Below are 17,442 nucleotides of genomic sequence, written 5' to 3' on the forward strand. Positions count from 1 at the left end.
ATCACCTCCTTTCTAAGGAGCACTTCTTACCGAGTCCGCTCGGTCAGAGGCCAGTACACCGGCGAATGTTCGGTGCTGGTTGCTCATGGGTGGAACGTTGACTATTCGGCACGACAGGTTGTTTTCACTAGTACTGCTTCGGCGTGGAACGTGAGGGTGATCGGTCGGGTCGGGCACGCTGTTGGGTATCTGAAGGTGCGGCCGTCATGGTCGTCCTTCGGTTGCCGGCCCCAGTGAACTCGCCTGTAAGGGTGGGGTGATGGGTGGCTGGTCGTTGTTTGAGAACTGCACAGTGGACGCGAGCATCTGTGGCCAAGTTTTTAAGGGCGCACGGTGGATGCCTTGGCACCAGGAACCGATGAAGGACGTGGGAGGCCACGATAGGCCCCGGGGAGCTGTCAACCAAGCTTTGATCCGGGGGTGTCCGAATGGGGAAACCCGGCAGTCGTCATGGGCTGTCACCCGCTGCTGAACACATAGGCAGTGTGGAGGGAACGAGGGGAAGTGAAACATCTCAGTACCCTCAGGAAGAGAAAACAACCGTGATTCCGGGAGTAGTGGCGAGCGAAACTGGATCAGGCCAAACCGTATGCGTGTGATACCCGGCAGGGGTTGCGCATGCGGGGTTGTGGGATCTCTTTTTCACGGTCTGCCGGCCGTGAGACGAGTCAGAAACCGTTGATGTAGGCGAAGGACATGCGAAAGGTCCGGCGTAGAGGGTAAGACCCCCGTAGCTGAAACATTAACGGCTCGTTTAAGAGACACCCAAGTAGCACGGGGCCCGAGAAATCCCGTGTGAATCTGGCGGGACCACCCGTTAAGCCTAAATATTCCCTGGTGACCGATAGCGGATAGTACCGTGAGGGAATGGTGAAAAGTACCGCGGGAGCGGAGTGAAATAGTACCTGAAACCGTGTGCCTACAAGCCGTGGGAGCGTCGCTGTGTGTGCTTGCACATGCAGTCGTGACTGCGTGCCTTTTGAAGAATGAGCCTGCGAGTTTGCGGTGTGTTGCGAGGTTAACCCGTGTGGGGAAGCCGTAGCGAAAGCGAGTCCGAATAGGGCGATTTAGTAGCGCGCTCAAGACCCGAAGCGGAGTGATCTAGCCATGGGCAGGTTGAAGCGGAGGTAAGACTTCGTGGAGGACCGAACCCACCAGGGTTGAAAACCTGGGGGATGACCTGTGGTTAGGGGTGAAAGGCCAATCAAACTCCGTGATAGCTGGTTCTCCCCGAAATGCATTTAGGTGCAGCGTCGTGTGTTTCTTGCCGGAGGTAGAGCACTGGATAGGCGATGGGCCCTACCGGGTTACTGACCTTAGCCAAACTCCGAATGCCGGTAAGTGAGAGCACGGCAGTGAGACTGTGGGGGATAAGCTCCATGGTCGAGAGGGAAACAGCCCAGAGCATCGACTAAGGCCCCTAAGCGTACGCTAAGTGGGAAAGGATGTGGAGTCGCAGAGACAACCAGGAGGTTGGCTTAGAAGCAGCCACCCTTGAAAGAGTGCGTAATAGCTCACTGGTCAAGTGATTCCGCGCCGACAATGTAGCGGGGCTCAAGCGTACCGCCGAAGTCGTGTCATTCACACATATAGGGCCAACGCCTGTGTGGATGGGTAGGGGAGCGTCGTGTGCCGGGTGAAGCAGCCGCGGAAGCGAGTTGTGGACGGTTCACGAGTGAGAATGCAGGCATGAGTAGCGATACACACGTGAGAAACGTGTGCGCCGATTGACTAAGGGTTCCTGGGTCAAGCTGATCTGCCCAGGGTAAGTCGGGACCTAAGGCGAGGCCGACAGGCGTAGTCGATGGACAACCGGTTGATATTCCGGTACCCGCTTTGAAACGCCCAATACTGAATCAGGCGATGCTAAGTCCGTGAAGCCGGCCCGATCTCTTCGGAGTTGAGGGTAGTGGTGGAGCCGACGAACCAGACTTGTACTAGGTAAGCGATGGGGTGACGCAGGAAGGTAGTCCAGCCCGGGCGGTGGTAGTCCCGGGGTAAGGGTGTAGGCCGTGTGGTAGGTAAATCCGTCACACATTAAGGCTGAGACCTGATGCCGAGCCGATTGTGGTGAAGTGGATGATCCTATGCTGTCGAGAAAAGCCTCTAGCGAGTTTCATGGCGGCCCGTACCCTAAACCGACTCAGGTGGTCAGGTAGAGAATACCGAGGCGTTCGGGTGAACTATGGTTAAGGAACTCGGCAAAATGCCCCCGTAACTTCGGGAGAAGGGGGGCCATCACTGGTGAGGGAACTTGCTTCCTGAGCTGGGGGTGGCCGCAGAGACCAGCGAGAAGCGACTGTTTACTAAAAACACAGGTCCGTGCGAAGCCGTAAGGCGATGTATACGGACTGACGCCTGCCCGGTGCTGGAACGTTAAGGGGACCGGTTAGCTGACTTTCGGGTCGGCGAAGCTGAGAACTTAAGCGCCAGTAAACGGCGGTGGTAACTATAACCATCCTAAGGTAGCGAAATTCCTTGTCGGGTAAGTTCCGACCTGCACGAATGGCGTAACGACTTCTCGACTGTCTCAACCATAGGCCCGGTGAAATTGCACTACGAGTAAAGATGCTCGTTTCGCGCAGCAGGACGGAAAGACCCCGGGACCTTTACTATAGTTTGATATTGGTGTTCGGTTCGGCTTGTGTAGGATAGGTGGGAGACTTTGAAGCGGCCACGCCAGTGGTTGTGGAGTCGTCGTTGAAATACCACTCTGGTCGTGCTGGATGTCTAACCTGGGTCCGTGATCCGGATCAGGGACAGTGTCTGATGGGTAGTTTAACTGGGGCGGTTGCCTCCTAAAGAGTAACGGAGGCGCCCAAAGGTTCCCTCAGCCTGGTTGGCAATCAGGTGTTGAGTGTAAGTGCACAAGGGAGCTTGACTGTGAGACCGACGGGTCGAGCAGGGACGAAAGTCGGGACTAGTGATCCGGCAGTGGCTTGTGGAAGCGCTGTCGCTCAACGGATAAAAGGTACCCCGGGGATAACAGGCTGATCTTCCCCAAGAGTCCATATCGACGGGATGGTTTGGCACCTCGATGTCGGCTCGTCGCATCCTGGGGCTGGAGTCGGTCCCAAGGGTTGGGCTGTTCGCCCATTAAAGCGGTACGCGAGCTGGGTTTAGAACGTCGTGAGACAGTTCGGTCCCTATCCGCTGTGCGCGTAGGAATATTGAGAAGGGCTGTCCCTAGTACGAGAGGACCGGGACGGACGAACCTCTGGTGTGCCAGTTGTCCTGCCAAGGGCATGGCTGGTTGGCTACGTTCGGAAAGGATAACCGCTGAAAGCATCTAAGCGGGAAGCCTGCTTCGAGATGAGTATTCCCACCCTCTTGAAGGGTTAAGGCTCCCAGTAGACGACTGGGTTGATAGGCCAGATGTGGAAGCCCGGTAACGGGTGGAGCTGACTGGTACTAATAGGCCGAGGGCTTGTCCTCAGTTGCTCGCGTCCACTGTGTTAGTTCTGAAATAACGAACGGCCGTGTTTTGTTCCGGTGTTGGTTAATTTCATAGTGTTTCGGTGGTCATTGCGTTAGGGAAACGCCCGGTTACATTCCGAACCCGGAAGCTAAGCCTTTCAGCGCCGATGGTACTGCAGGGGGGACCCTGTGGGAGAGTAGGACGCCGCCGAACAATCATTGTAGAAAGCCCCGTGCCCTTGTGGCACGGGGCTTTTCTGCGTTTCCCGGGAGTCCTCAGCACCCCCGTGCATCCGCCGGCCGTGGCTGAGGGTAAGGTCAGGGGGCACCATTGGCACGTTCCTCACAGGAGGCCCCCGGGTGGAGGTCCAGGAGACTCGCGTTCAGACGAACCGAGTACTCACCATCCCCAACATCCTCAGCATGGCTCGCCTCGTTGGCGTACCTGTCTTCCTGTGGCTGATTCTCCGTCCTGAGTTCGGCGGGCCCAAGAGCGATGGCTGGGCACTGCTGGTACTGATGTTCAGCGGTGTGAGCGACTACCTCGACGGGAAGCTCGCGCGCCGATGGAATCAGATCAGCAGCCTCGGGCGGCTGCTCGACCCTGCTGCAGACCGTCTCTACATTCTTTCCACGCTGGTCGGTCTGACCTGGCGGGAGATCCTCCCGCTCTGGCTCACCGCCGCGCTCCTCGCCCGGGAACTGATGCTTCTCGTGATGGTGGGAATCCTTCGCCGTCATGGCTACCCGCCGCCCCAGGTGAACTTCCTGGGCAAGGCGGCCACGTTCAACCTGATGTACGCATTTCCCTTGTTGCTGCTCAGTGACGGAAGTGGTTGGCTGGCATCGCTGGCCACTGTTTTCGGATGGGCGTTCGCAGGATGGGGTACAACGCTCTACTGGTGGGCAGGGATCCTCTACGTGGTTCAGGTCCGCCGGCTGGTCAAGGCGGATGAAGTAGCCGACTGAGCTTGTTGATGCGGTGCCGCGCGACGTGGCCGGCCCGCGGCTGATGACACAGATGCTGCCCCGACGGGCGAAGTCGGCTAGACCGTCGTCTCTTCAAGGAGGACGTTCCGACATGAAGGCCGTCGTGATGGCAGGTGGTGAAGGCACTCGCCTTCGCCCCATGACCTCAAGCATGCCCAAGCCGCTCCTGCCCGTGGCCAATCGGCCGATCATGGAGCATGTGCTGCGGCTGCTCAAGAGGCATGGGCTCAATGAGACGGTCGTGACCGTCCAGTTCCTTGCGTCGCTCGTGAAGAACTACTTCGGGGACGGCGAAGAGCTCGGGATGGAGCTCAGCTATGCGAACGAGGAGAAACCGCTCGGTACCGCGGGCAGTGTGAAGAATGCCGAAGAGGCGCTGAAGGACGACACCTTCCTCGTGATTTCGGGTGATGCACTCACCGACTTCGACCTCACCGATCTCATCGCCTTCCACAAGGAAAAGGGTGGGCTGGTCACGGTCTGTCTCACCCGAGTGCCGAATCCACTGGAATTCGGCATCACCATCGTGGACGAAGCCGGTCAGGTCGAACGCTTCCTGGAGAAGCCGACCTGGGGGCAGGTCTTCTCGGACACCGTGAATACGGGCATCTACGTCATGGAGCCCGAAGTCTTCAACTACGTCGAGGCCGACGTCTCCGTGGACTGGTCCGGTGACGTCTTCCCGCAGCTCATGAAGGAAGGCAAGCCCATCTACGGCTATGTCGCCGAGGGCTACTGGGAGGACGTCGGTACGCACGAGAGCTATGTGAAGGCTCAGGCGGACGTGCTGGAGCGCAAGGTCGACGTGGAGATCGACGGTTTTGAGATCTCTCCCGGTGTATGGGTGGCCGAAGGGGCGGACGTGCACCCCGACGCAGTGCTGCGGGGGCCCGTGTACATCGGTGACTACGCCAAGGTCGAGGCCGGCGTGGAAATCCGCGAGCACACCGTCATCGGGTCGAACGTGGTCGTGAAGAGCGGCGCTTTCCTGCACAAGGCCGTGGTGCACGACAACGTGTACATCGGTGATCACAGCAACCTGCGCGGCTGTGTGATCGGCAAGAACACCGACATCATGCGCGCTGCCCGGATCGAGGACGGGGCGGTCATCGGCGACGAATGCCTGGTCGGCGAGGAATCGATCATCCAGGGGAACGTGCGCGTCTACCCCTTCAAGACGATCGAGGCCGGCGCGTTCGTCAACACCTCGGTGATCTGGGAGTCCCGTGGACAGGCCCACCTCTTCGGCGCACGAGGAGTATCGGGGATCCTGAACGTCGAGATCACGCCGGAACTGGCCGTCAGACTGGCCGGCGCCTACGCGACGACGCTGAAGAAGGGCTCCACGGTCACCACCGCACGTGACCACTCCCGTGGAGCCCGGGCACTGAAGCGCGCCGTCATCTCGGCCCTTCAGGCCAGCGCCATCGACGTGCGCGACCTGGAGAACGTTCCGCTGCCCGTGGCCCGCCAGCAGACCGCACGCGGCAGCGCCGGCGGAATCATGATCCGTACCTCACCGGGTGTTCCCGACTCGGTCGACATCATGTTCTTCGACGAACGGGGAGCGGACCTCTCCCAGGCGCAGCAGCGGAAGCTGGACCGGGTCTACGCCCGGCAGGAGTACCGCCGTGCCTTCCCTGGAGAGATCGGGGACCTTCACTTCCCCTCCAGCGTCTTCGACTCGTACACGGGATCCCTGCTGCGGAACGTGGACACCGCGGGGATTGCCGATGCCGGTCTCAAGGTGGTGGTCGACGCCTCCAACGGCAGTGCGGGGCTCGTACTGCCCAGTCTGCTGGGGCGACTCGGCGTCGACGCGTTGACCATCAACCCGGGCCTCGATGAATCGCGGCCGACCGAGTCGGCCGAGGCCCGTCGGTCCGGCCTGGTGCGGCTCGGCGAGATCGTCTCCTCGGCCAGGGCGGCGTTCGGTGTTCGCTTCGACCCGGTCGGCGAACGGCTTTCGCTGGTCGACGAGCGGGGCCGGATCGTGGAGGACGACCGCGCCCTGCTGGTCATGCTCGACCTCGTAGCCGCAGAGCGCCGCAGCGGGCGGGTCGCTCTGCCCGTGACCACCACCCGCGTCGCCGAGCAGGTGGCCGCCTACCACGGCACCCAGGTCGAATGGACCATGACGTCGCCCGACGACCTGACACGGGTGGGACGTGAAGAAGGCACCATCTTCGGTGGCGACGGGCGGGGCGGTTTCATCGTTCCCGAGTTCAGCAGCGTCTTCGACGGCTCCGCCGCGTTCGTGCGACTCATCGGACTGGTGGCCAGGACGCAGCTCACCTTGAGCCAGATCGACGCACGCATCCCGCGCGCCCATGTGCTGCGGCGCGATCTGGCCACCCCGTGGGCCGTCAAGGGACTGGTGATGCGACGTGTGGTCGAGGCGGCGGGCGACCGCGATGTGGACACCACGGACGGCGTACGGGTGGTCGAGGCGGACGGACGCTGGGTGATGGTGCTGCCGGACCGGGCCGAAGCGGTCACCCATCTGTGGGCGGAGGGGCCCGACGACGCCTCGGCGCAGGCACTCCTCGATGAGTGGGCCGCCATCGTCGACAGCGCAGGTCAGTGAGGTAACCGGATGCCGGGGCGAGTGAGCGGTGCCGCCCCGGCATCCGGAAACGGCCTGAATGCGGCCGAGCGGCCGAGGCCGTCGTGCGACCGCAAGCCACACATGGGTGGGGCCATTCGGCGGTAGCCGCCGCGACATGCGACGATGTGCGGCATGCCGCAGCAGCCCCCCGATCGGAGTACCGTCTCGCCACCCCCGCGCCCCGACGCGTCCATGTCGCTGCTGACCAACGTGATGGACCACAGCCTGGACGACGGATACGCCGAGGCGTCGGCGCGTCGCAAGGCCGACGGGCTTACGGGGATGCCCCGTACCCTCAAGGCGAAACTCGGCTTCGCGGCGTGTCTGGTGCTGGCGGCGCTCGTCGTGACGCTCGGTGCCGCGCAGGCGCGGGTGGCCGCGCCGGTCCTGGCCAAGGAGCGCGAGGAGCTCATCGACCGGATCGACGGGGAGACGTCCGCGGCCGACACCCTTGAAGCGCAGGTGGAGGAGATCCGCGACGACGTGGGCAGGCGTCAGCGCAAGGCGTTGGAGAAGCATGGTGGTGACCAGACCGAACTGGTGGCCCTGCTCTCGGGGGCGACGACGGTGCACGGCCCCGGGGTGAAACTCGTTGTCGACGACGCGAAGGACACCGACCAGGGTGGTGGCGGACCGCGGGAGAGCAGCGGATTCTCCGATACCGGCCGGGTCCGCGACCGGGACATGCAAAGGGTCGTCAACGGACTGTGGCAGTCCGGCGCCGAGGCGATCGCCATCAACGGACAGCGTCTGACCGCCCTGTCCGCGATCCGCGCCGCGGGCGACGCCATACTGGTCGACAACAAACCGCTCGTGCCGCCGTACACGGTGCTCGCGGTGGGGGACGGGAAGAACCTCGGCGCCGCCTTCCAGGACAGTGCCGACGGGCAGTACCTGCAGGCGCTCAAGGACACCTTCGACATCAGGACCACTCTCTCCGTCCAGGAGAAGGTGACCCTCCCGGCAGCCCCGAGCCTGATCGTACGGACAGCAGAGCCTTATAAGGCCGCAGACACCGGCAGTGGTGCGGCAGACGCAGGGAAGGGCACATCGTGATCGCCGTACTGGGCCTCGTCGTGGGAGTCGTGGTCGGACTGTTGGTCCGGCCCGAAGTGCCGGCGGTGGTCGAGCCCTACCTACCGATCGCGGTCGTGGCCGCCCTGGACGCCGTCTTCGGCGGTCTGCGGGCCATGCTCGACGGCATCTTCGTCGACAAGGTCTTCGTGGTCTCGTTCCTCTCCAACGTGGTCGTGGCCGCGCTGATCGTCTTCCTGGGCGACAAGCTCGGCGTCGGAGCGCAGCTCTCCACCGGCGTGGTCGTCGTCCTCGGGATCCGGATCTTCTCCAACGCCGCAGCCATCCGCCGGCACGTCTTCAGGGCCTGACGCCGATGAGCAACGACGCATTCGACGGCGACCGCGAAGAGCCCGGCAAGCAGGCCGGGGGAGCACCCGAGGAGCTGACCGGGCGCCAGCGGCTGATCGCCGGGCTCTGGCCGCCCCGGGTCACCCGTGCACAACTCATCGTCGCGGTGCTGCTGTTCGTCCTCGGCCTGGGGCTGGCCATCCAGGTGCGGTCGAACAGTGACAACAGCGCCCTGCGCGGTGCCCGCCAGGAGGATCTGGTCCGCATCCTCGACGAGGTGGACGACCGTACGCAGCGGCTGGAGGACGAGAAGCAACGCCTCGTCGACCAGCGCACGGAGTTGGAGAACAGTTCCGACCAGGCCGAAGAGGCGCGGAAACAGACGGTGGAGAAGGAGCGCCAACTCGGCATCCTGGCGGGTACGGTGGCGGTGCACGGCCCCGGAATCACCCTCACCGTCAACGACCCGGGTGACGCGGTTCAGGCCGACATGCTGCTCGACGCGCTTCAGGAGCTCCGGGCAGCCGGCGCCGAGGCGATCGAGGTCAACGGCGTGCGAGTCGTGGCCAATACGTACTTCTCGGGAGACGGTGGGGCCGTCAAGGTCGACGACCACAAGATTTCCGCTCCGTACGTCTTCAAGGTCATCGGCAAGCCGCAGGATCTGGAACCGGCGTTGAACATCCCCGGCGGAGTCGTGCAGACGCTGGAGAAGGAGCAGGCCACGGTGCATGTGGCCCAGTCCGACGACATCGTCATCAACGCCTTGCGACCGGCGGAGCGGCCTGACTACTCTCGGTCGTCGACCCAGTGAACCCGGGACGCGTGAACGTCGGGGGACACGGGCAGAGGGTTGCGGGGGGTCGCCGCATCGTAATCGTGGTGCGTGGTGGAAACTGTCGAGTGCCTACGGACGTTGTGAAGATGTCCGGGTCGGCAGGTGTGTTCATTCAGGGTTCGTCCTGCCCCACGGGCGGGTCTGTTTCGGTCAAGGGGAATCGCCCGTGAAGTTGTTTGGAAAGTTGTTCGGCAAGAGTGCTCGCGATGAAGCTGCACGCCATCGCGCGCCGCGCCATGGCCAGACCGAGGAGCAGGGTGGCGAGCGCCCCCTCTTCCGCGATCAGGTAGCAGGTCCGGGGGGTGACATTTCGGGTGGTTCCGGCGCGTCGTCTGTTGACCCTGCCGGTCCCGGCCGCATAGGTTTCGGAGATCCGTCAACCTCAAGTACGGGTGGAGGGTTCGCCCCGAGGCAGGAGGCTTCGTCCATGCCGGTCTGTACGAGGTGCGGGCACCGCAACGCCGAGGCAAGCCGTTTCTGTTCCAACTGCGGTGCGCCCCTGCGGGGCGGGGTTCCGGAGCGGGCCTCGGAGACGACGTCGACCATCTCCATCTCGGGCCTGGAGGCCTACGAGGCGGAGGCGACGGGGCAGACGTCCGTGCCGTCGCTCTCGCCGGAGGCTCAGGCCGCCGTGGACGCCCTGCCGCTCGGTTCGGCGCTCCTGGTGGTACGGAGGGGGCCCAACTCGGGCAGCCGCTTCCTGCTGGACAGCGAGCTGACCACGGCCGGCCGTCACCCGCAGAGCGACATCTTCCTGGACGACGTGACGGTGTCGCGTCGGCACGTGGAGTTCCGCCGGAGTCCCGACGGCAGCTTCACGGTGGGGGATGTGGGCAGCCTCAACGGCACCTATGTCAATCGCGAGCGCATCGACTCCGTCGCCCTGTCCAATGGTGACGAAGTGCAGATCGGCAAGTACCGGCTGGTCTTCTACGCAAGCCAGCGCGGTATCTGACCCGGCCCCTGACTCCGTCGGGGGGACCCCCAGGAAGGTCCATGCTGAGAACACCGACGGGCGGTGCCGGACACGGCACCGCCACCGCCGACGACCGCCCGATGAGCATCGGCACGGTGCTCCTGCAGCTACGGGACGAGTTCCCCGAAGTCACCATCTCCAAGATTCGTTTCCTGGAGGCAGAGGGACTCGTCGAGCCGCAGCGGACCCCCTCGGGGTACCGGAAGTTTCGTCCCGGCGATGTCGAGCGGCTGGCTCAGGTGCTGCGGATGCAGCGGGATCACTATCTTCCGCTGAAGGTCATCCGGGAGCACCTGGACGCCCTCGCCCGGGGCGAGCGGGCGCCCCTGCCGTCTCCGGTCGGCGAGCCGGACCAGGCCGGCGCCGGCTGGGCCGACGGGGCCGGGCCGGCCACCGCTGCGCGGATCGGCCGTGCCGAGCTCCTTGCCGCCGCCGAGGTTACCGAGAGTGATCTCGATGCCTGGGAGTCGTACGGGCTGGTCGCACCGTCGGCGGGGGGCGGCTACGACGCGGAGACGGTCACCATCGCCAGGCTTGTGGCGGATCTGGGGCGATTCGGTCTGGAACCGCGTCATCTACGGGCGATGCGAGCGGCCGCGGACCGTGAGGCCGGGCTGATCGAGCAGGTCGTCGCACCCCTGCGCCGACACCGGAATCCGCAGACCAGGGCGCATGCCGAGGCCACCGCGAAGGAACTCGCGGAGCTCTCCGTACGACTGCACTCCGCCCTGGTCCGGACCGCCCTGCAGATCCGCCTCCACTGATCCCGGTGGGGGCCCGACTACCCAAACCTGCCGAGCACGTCCTAGGGTTGCTGTGTGAACGAGCTCGACGTTGTGGGTGTCCGGGTGGAAATGCCCTCCAACCAACCGATCGTGCTCCTGCGTGAAGTGGGAGGCGACCGGTATCTCCCCATTTGGATCGGTCCTGGTGAGGCGACCGCGATCGCCTTCGCCCAGCAAGGCATGGCTCCGGCCAGGCCGCTGACCCATGATCTCTTCAAGGATGTGCTCGAGGCCGTGGGCCAAGAGCTCACCGAGGTCCGGATCACGGATCTTCGAGAAGGGGTCTTCTACGCGGAGCTGGTCTTCGCCAGCGGAGTCGAGGTGAGTGCGCGGCCCTCCGACGCCATAGCGCTCGCCCTGCGCACCGGCACGCCGATCTACGGCAGTGACGGGGTGCTCGACGACGCGGGGATCGCGATTCCCGATGAGCAGGAGGACGAGGTGGAGAAGTTCCGCGAGTTCCTCGACCAGATCTCACCGGAGGACTTCGGCACGAACAGTCAGTGACGTCCCAAGGGGCCACACCGCCGCATCCGACAAGCCTTTCCCGGTCGTGAGTCACGGGAAACCACCCTCAGGGTGATTATCACTCGGCGTGCCGAGTGTGGCGATCGTTGACGCACCCCTGGTGACTGCCTACCTTCGAGTGGGCAGGTCAAGGACGGAGGTCGGCGTGAGAAGCAGCGGCGACGGTGCGGCAGTGGGTGGGCCGTATCCGCAGCAGGGGAGTACAGCCGGCCACACCATCAGGCAACCGGCTGCGCCGGATGCGGCGGCGGGGGACGGCGTGACAGCGGCCAACGAGATCGGCTATCGCGGGCCGACAGCATGCGCGGCAGCGGGGATCACCTACCGCCAGCTCGACTACTGGGCCCGCACGGGCCTGGTGGAGCCGAGCGTCCGTCCGGCCTACGGGTCGGGCACACAGCGGCTCTACAGCTTCCGGGACGTCGTCCTGTTGAAGATCGTGAAGCGTTTCCTGGATACCGGAGTGGCGCTCCAGAACATCCGCACGACCGTGCAGCACTTGCGGGCCCGCGGTTTCCAGGATCTCGAGCGCATGACGCTGATGAGTGACGGAGCGACCGTGTACGAGTGCTCCTCGCCCGCCGAGGTCGTCGAGCTGCTCCAAGGGGGCCAGGGAGTGTTCGGCATCGCTGTCGGGGTGGTGTGGCGGGACGTGGACGCGGCGCTGTCGCAACTGCACGGGGAGCGCGTCGACACCGGCGAGACGCTGATCGGCAACAACCCCACGGACGAGCTCGCACGTCGGCGCAACCGGGCGGGCTGACCGGGTGGGAGCGCGGACGAGCCCCCGAGAGGCGGGGCCGTCCGCCCCTCGTGGCGGGGCGACTGTCAGTGGCGTAGGGCACCATCGATTGATGTGAGAGCCGCGCCCACCATCCTGCATCTGGACATGGATGCCTTCTACGCGTCCGCGGAGCAGGCGGCGAAGCCGAGTCTGCGGGGCAAGCCGGTCGTGGTGGGCGGACTCGGGCCCCGGGGAGTCGTCGCCACCGCCTCGTACGAGGCGCGGCGATTCGGGGTGCACTCGGCCATGCCGATGGCGCAGGCCAGAAGGCTGGCGCCGAACGCTGCCTATCTCGTGCCGCGCTTCACGCTCTACCGAACCGTGAGTGACCAGGTCATGGAGCTGCTGGGCCGCCTCTCGCCCCTGGTTGAGCCGCTCAGTCTCGACGAGGCCTTCGTCGACCTGGAGGCGGGCGGCACGGCGGACGACACGGCCTCGGCACTGGAGATCGGCGAGCAGTTGCGCCGCGTCATCGAGGCGGTCACGGGGCTCAGCGGATCCGTCGGGCTCGCCGGTTCCAAGATGCTGGCGAAGATCGCCTCGGAGGAAGCGAAGCCCAACGGGATCCTGCTGATCGAGCCGGGCACCGAGCGGGAGCTGCTCGCGCCGATGCCCGTGCGTACTCTTCCGGGAGTCGGTCCCGCCACCGCGGACCATCTGCGCCGAGCCGGCATGACCACGGTCAACGACCTCGCCGAAGCGGGCGAGGCGGAACTCGTGCGGCTGCTGGGCAAGGCGCACGGCAGCTCCCTGCACCGGATGGCCTCGGGTCAGGACGACCGGCCCGTGGTCGCCGAAAGGGACGCGAAGTCGGTCTCCGTCGAAGACACCTTCGACACGGATCTTCACGACCGGGTCCGGGTGAGGGCCGAGGTGGAGCGGCTGGCCGACCGTTGCGTGCACCGGCTGAGGGCCGCGGGACGGTCGGGGCGCACGGTAGTGCTCAAGGTGCGGCGCTACGACTTCTCGACCCTCACCCGCTCCGAGACTCTCCGCGGGCCCTCGGACGACCCCACGGTCGTCAGAGAGGCCGCTGCGCGCCTTCTGGAGGCCGTGGACACCACGGGCGGTGTGCGCTTGCTGGGCGTCGGCGTCACAGGGCTCGCCGACTTCACCCAGGAGGACCTGTTCGCTCAGGCGGCCGGCGAGCGGGCCGCCGCCGAGCCCCCCGAGGCTGCCGAGACCGCCGAGGCGAGCTCGGACGCGGCGGCGCACGAAGGAGGAGGGGTAGACGCGGAGGCCGCGCAGGAGAGCGCCGAGAGCCTCGCCATGCGGCGCTGGCCGGCCGGGCACGACGTACGCCACGACACTTATGGTCACGGCTGGGTGCAGGGCAGCGGAGTCGGGCGGGTGACCGTGCGATTCGAGGAACCGGAGTCCGCCCCCGGCCGGGTCCGCACGTTCCGTATCGACGATCCGGAACTGCAGCCGGCCGATCCGCTACCGCTCGTGCGGAACCCGGTGGACTACTCCTCCTGGCCGGCCAAGCGGCCGAAATCCCGGTCCGGGGCGCTTTCCCCGGGAGCCGAGTCCAGACCGTAGTGCCGGTAGAGCTGGAGCTCCTGTTCCGGCGAGAGGTGACGGCCGACACCGAAATCGGGTGCGTCCTTGATCAGGGAACGGTCGAAGGGGATGCGCAGCGTGTCCTCGACGAACTCGCTGGGCTCCAGCGGGACGAAGGCGTCACGGCTGAACAGTCCGGTGCGCACGGCCGCCCACTCGGGCACACCGGTCGCGTCGTCGAGATACACCTCGTCCACGGTTCCGATCTTGGTGCCCTGGCGGTCGAACGCTTTGCGGCCGATCAGGCTGCGTGGATCGATGTCGGTCTGCACGGTCCCTCCCACTGGTCGTGGCTAGTCCACAGCACTACAGAAGTGCAGTTCCGTGGCGTTGGCCACTCGAGATCTGCTTCGCATACCCCGCTGGTAGGCTGGCAATGGCTGCTGACCCCGTGCGGGAGAGTTCTCCGGAGGAAGTCCGGAGGCGCCGAAGGAGCAAATCCTCCCCGGAATCTCTCAGGCCCCCGTACCGCTCGGACGAGGTCACTCTGGAAAGCAGGGCAGGTTCCGCACGGCCACGGCCGGGTGGGGCTCTCCCTCACCGACGGTGAAAGCCGGTGCGCCCCGCAGGCACCGGTGAAGCTCTCAGGTTGAGATGACAGAGGGGGAGGCCGTTCGGGCACCCCGCGCCGTGGTGCCCCTCGCAGGTCGTGACAGACCAGGAGGCCTCCATCATGACCCCCCGTCGCACTTCGCTTTCCCAGCTCGAACAGGGCATCCCGTTCGAGCAGCGCCACATCGGTCCCGATGCCGAGGCTCAGGCGAAGATGCTCGCCCAGGTCGGTTACGGCTCGCTCGACGAGCTCACCGCCGCTGCGGTGCCTGATGTGATCAAGAGCGCCGAGGCCCTGCAACTGCCGGCTGCGCGGACCGAGGCCGAGGTCCTCGCCGAGCTGCGCCTCCTCGCCGACCGCAACCAGGTCCTGGCCCCCATGATCGGGCTCGGCTACTACGGCACGTTCACCCCGCCGGTGATTCTCCGCAACGTGATGGAGAACCCCGCCTGGTACACGGCCTACACGCCGTACCAGCCCGAGATCTCCCAGGGCCGCCTCGAAGCCCTCCTGAACTTCCAGACCATGGTGGCCGAGCTCACCGGGCTGCCCACCTCCGGTGCCTCGCTGCTCGACGAGGGCACCGCCGCCGCCGAGGCGATGGCGCTGGCCCGGCGCGTCGGCAAGGTCAAGCAGGGCGTGTTCCTGGTCGATGCGGACACCCTTCCGCAGACGATCGCCGTCATCGAGACCCGGGCCGAGCCGACCGGCGTCGAGGTCGTCGTCGCGGATCTCACCGACGGCATCCCGGCCGGGATCGCCGAGCGCGGTGTCTTCGGCGTGCTGCTGCAGTACCCCGGCGCATCCGGAGCCGTACGGGACATCAAGCCCGTCATCGAGCAGGCCCATGAGCTCGGCGCGATCGTCACCGTTGCCGCCGATCTGCTGGCGCTCACCCTGCTCACCTCACCCGGCGAGCTGGGCGCGGACATCGCCGTCGGCACCACCCAGCGCTTCGGTGTGCCGATGGGCTTCGGCGGACCGCACGCCGGTTTCATGGCCGTGCGCGAGAAGTTCGCGCGCAGCCTCCCCGGCCGCCTCGTCGGCGTCTCCGTGGACGCGGACGGCAACAAGGCGTACCGGCTCGCCCTGCAGACCCGCGAGCAGCACATCCGGCGCGAGAAGGCCACCAGCAACATCTGCACCGCTCAGGTGCTGCTCGCCGTGATGGCCGGGATGTACGCCGTCTACCACGGTCCCGACGGGCTGCGGACGATCGCGCGACGCACCCACCGCTACGCCGCCATCCTGGCCGAGGGCCTGCGGTCGGCCGGTGTCGGCGTGGTGACCGGCGCGCACTTCGACACGCTCACCGTCCGGGTCCCGGGCAAGGCGGCCGCAGTCGTCGCCGATGCCCGCGAGCGCGGGGTCAATCTGCGGCTCGTCGACGGCGACCTGGTTTCGCTCGCCTGCGACGAGACCACCACCCGTGCACAGATCGCGGCCGTCTGGGCCGCCTTCGGCGCCGAAGGCGACATCGAGGCGCTGGACGCCACGACCACCGACGCGCTGCCGGACGGGCTGCTTCGCAGCGACGACTTCCTGACCCACCCGGTCTTCCACCAGCACCGCTCCGAGACCGCGATGCTGCGCTACCTGCGCAAGCTCGCCGACCGGGACTACGCACTGGACCGCGGCATGATTCCGCTCGGCTCCTGCACCATGAAGCTGAACGCGACCGCCGAGATGGAGTCGATCACCTGGCCCGAGTTCGGCGCGCTGCACCCGTTCGCGCCGGCCGAGCAGGCCGAGGGCTTCCTGACGCTCATCCGTGAGCTGGAGGAGCGGCTTGCCGAGGTCACCGGCTACGACGCGGTCTCCATCCAGCCGAACGCCGGCTCGCAGGGCGAGTTCGCGGGGCTGCTGGCCGTCCGCGCCTACCACCGCGCCAATGGCGACGAGCGCCGCACCGTCTGTCTGATCCCTTCCTCGGCGCACGGAACCAACGCGGCGAGCGCCGTGATGGCCGGCATGAAGGTCGTCGTGGTGAAGACCGCCGACGACGGCGAGGTCGACATAGAGGACCTCCGCGCCAAGATCGAGAAGCACCGCGACGAGCTCGCCGTGCTCATGATCACCTATCCGTCCACGCACGGTGTGTTCGAGGAGCACGTCGCCGACATCTGCGCGGAGGTGCACGACGCCGGTGGTCAGGTGTACGTCGACGGGGCCAATCTCAACGCGCTGGTCGGCCTGGCCAAGCCGGGCCACTTCGGTGGCGACGTCTCGCACCTGAACCTGCACAAGACCTTCTGCATCCCGCACGGTGGCGGCGGTCCCGGTGTCGGTCCCGTCGGTGTGCGCGCGCACCTGGCGCCGTATCTGCCGAACCACCCGTTGCAGCCCGCCGCCGGTCCGGAGACCGGTGTCGGCCCGATCTCGGCCGCTCCGTGGGGATCGGCCGGAATCCTGCCGATCTCCTGGGCCTACGTACGCCTGATGGGCGGCGAGGGACTGAAGCGCGCGACGCAGGTCGCCGTACTCGCGGCCAACTACATCGCCAAGCGGCTGGAGCCGCACTACCCGATCCTGTACAACGGCCCGGCGGGACTGGTCGCGCACGAGTGCATCGTGGATCTGCGGCCCATCTCCAAGGCCACCGGCGTCAGCATCGACGACGTAGCCAAGCGCCTCATCGACTACGGCTTCCACTCCCCGACCATGTCGTTCCCGGTCGCCGGAACGCTCATGATCGAGCCGACCGAGAGTGAGGACCTCGCGGAGCTGGACCGTTTCTGCGACACGATGATCGCCATTCGTGGCGAGATCGAGAAGGTGGCCTCGGGCGAGTGGAGCGCGGAGGACAACCCGCTGGGCAACGCCCCGCACACCGCGGCCGCGCTGGGCGGGGAGTGGGACCACGGCTACAGCCGCGAGGTGGCCGTCTTCCCGGCCGGGGTCTCGGCCGCCGACAAGTACTGGCCGCCGGTGCGCCGTATCGACGGTGCGTTCGGTGACCGCAACCTCGTCTGCTCGTGCCCGCCGCTGGACGCGTACGACAGCTGAACCATGACGCCGGAACACAGGGCGTGACG

General features: G+C 65.8%; 12 protein-coding genes, 3 rRNA genes and 1 riboswitch (1 of these 16 running past the window's edge). Of the genes, 14 read left to right on the forward strand and 1 reads right to left on the reverse strand.

Going from position 1 to position 17,442, the window contains the following annotated elements; genetic code table 11:
* From OG538_RS30960 to OG538_RS31020, 13 genes are all read left to right on the forward strand, one after another.
* A 16S ribosomal RNA gene (locus OG538_RS30960) occupies positions 1-12 on the forward strand (it extends 1,514 nt beyond the left edge of the window).
* A gap of 298 nt (positions 13-310) precedes the next feature.
* Positions 311-3,435 (forward strand): 23S ribosomal RNA (locus OG538_RS30965).
* Between the two features lie 79 nt (positions 3,436-3,514).
* Positions 3,515-3,631 (forward strand): 5S ribosomal RNA (rrf, locus tag OG538_RS30970).
* Together the 16S, 23S and 5S rRNA genes form the textbook arrangement of a ribosomal RNA operon.
* A gap of 146 nt (positions 3,632-3,777) precedes the next feature.
* Positions 3,778-4,386, forward strand: a complete 609-nt coding sequence (locus OG538_RS30975) for a CDP-alcohol phosphatidyltransferase family protein (protein ID WP_406098734.1) — start codon at positions 3,778-3,780, stop codon at positions 4,384-4,386.
* 112 nt (positions 4,387-4,498) lie between these two features.
* The gene (locus tag OG538_RS30980) at positions 4,499-6,994 is read left to right on the forward strand and encodes a sugar phosphate nucleotidyltransferase (protein ID WP_406098735.1); all 2,496 of its coding nucleotides are present in this window, start codon (positions 4,499-4,501) and stop codon (positions 6,992-6,994) included.
* Between the two features lie 153 nt (positions 6,995-7,147).
* The gene (locus OG538_RS30985; RefSeq protein ID WP_406098736.1) at positions 7,148-8,071 is read left to right on the forward strand and encodes a DUF881 domain-containing protein; all 924 of its coding nucleotides are present in this window, start codon (positions 7,148-7,150) and stop codon (positions 8,069-8,071) included.
* The gene (locus OG538_RS30990; protein WP_003970459.1) at positions 8,068-8,400 is read left to right on the forward strand and encodes a small basic family protein; all 333 of its coding nucleotides are present in this window, start codon (positions 8,068-8,070) and stop codon (positions 8,398-8,400) included. Before OG538_RS30985 ends, OG538_RS30990 begins: the two co-directional genes overlap by 4 nt.
* A 5-nt stretch (positions 8,401-8,405) precedes the next feature.
* Positions 8,406-9,194: a DUF881 domain-containing protein gene (locus tag OG538_RS30995; protein WP_406098737.1), complete on the forward strand. Its 789-nt coding sequence runs from the start codon at positions 8,406-8,408 to the stop codon at positions 9,192-9,194.
* Positions 9,195-9,384: 190 nt separating this feature from the next.
* Positions 9,385-10,173 (forward strand): FHA domain-containing protein, encoded by a 789-nt coding sequence (locus tag OG538_RS31000; RefSeq protein WP_406098738.1) that lies wholly within the window; start codon positions 9,385-9,387, stop codon positions 10,171-10,173.
* A 41-nt stretch (positions 10,174-10,214) separates the two neighbouring features.
* Positions 10,215-10,958, forward strand: coding sequence for a MerR family transcriptional regulator (locus OG538_RS31005; RefSeq protein ID WP_406098739.1), 744 nt, complete (start codon positions 10,215-10,217; stop codon positions 10,956-10,958).
* Positions 10,959-11,012: 54 nt separating this feature from the next.
* Complete coding sequence (locus OG538_RS31010; protein ID WP_006123076.1) at positions 11,013-11,486, forward strand: bifunctional nuclease family protein; 474 nt, start codon at positions 11,013-11,015, stop codon at positions 11,484-11,486.
* A gap of 166 nt (positions 11,487-11,652) precedes the next feature.
* Positions 11,653-12,270, forward strand: a complete 618-nt coding sequence (locus OG538_RS31015) for a MerR family transcriptional regulator (protein WP_406098740.1) — start codon at positions 11,653-11,655, stop codon at positions 12,268-12,270.
* 93 nt (positions 12,271-12,363) lie between these two features.
* The gene (locus OG538_RS31020; protein WP_406098741.1) at positions 12,364-13,833 is read left to right on the forward strand and encodes a DNA polymerase IV; all 1,470 of its coding nucleotides are present in this window, start codon (positions 12,364-12,366) and stop codon (positions 13,831-13,833) included.
* Here the strand turns inward: OG538_RS31020 and OG538_RS31025 are convergent.
* On the reverse strand, positions 13,758-14,126 hold the full coding sequence (locus OG538_RS31025; RefSeq protein ID WP_406098742.1) for a PRC-barrel domain-containing protein: 369 nt from the start codon (positions 14,124-14,126) through the stop codon (positions 13,758-13,760). The two genes, OG538_RS31020 and OG538_RS31025, sit on opposite strands and share 76 nt — an antisense overlap.
* 112 nt (positions 14,127-14,238) lie before the next feature.
* A riboswitch (glycine riboswitch) is annotated at positions 14,239-14,335 on the forward strand.
* A 192-nt stretch (positions 14,336-14,527) separates the two neighbouring features.
* Here OG538_RS31025 and gcvP point away from each other — a divergent pair.
* A complete protein-coding gene (gcvP, locus tag OG538_RS31030) occupies positions 14,528-17,413 on the forward strand; it encodes an aminomethyl-transferring glycine dehydrogenase (protein ID WP_406098743.1) in 2,886 nt (961 codons plus the stop codon).
* Positions 17,414-17,442 lie beyond the last annotated feature (29 nt).

This window comes from Streptomyces sp. NBC_01013, assembly GCF_045162765.1.
Lineage (GTDB): Bacteria > Actinomycetota > Actinomycetes > Streptomycetales > Streptomycetaceae > Streptomyces.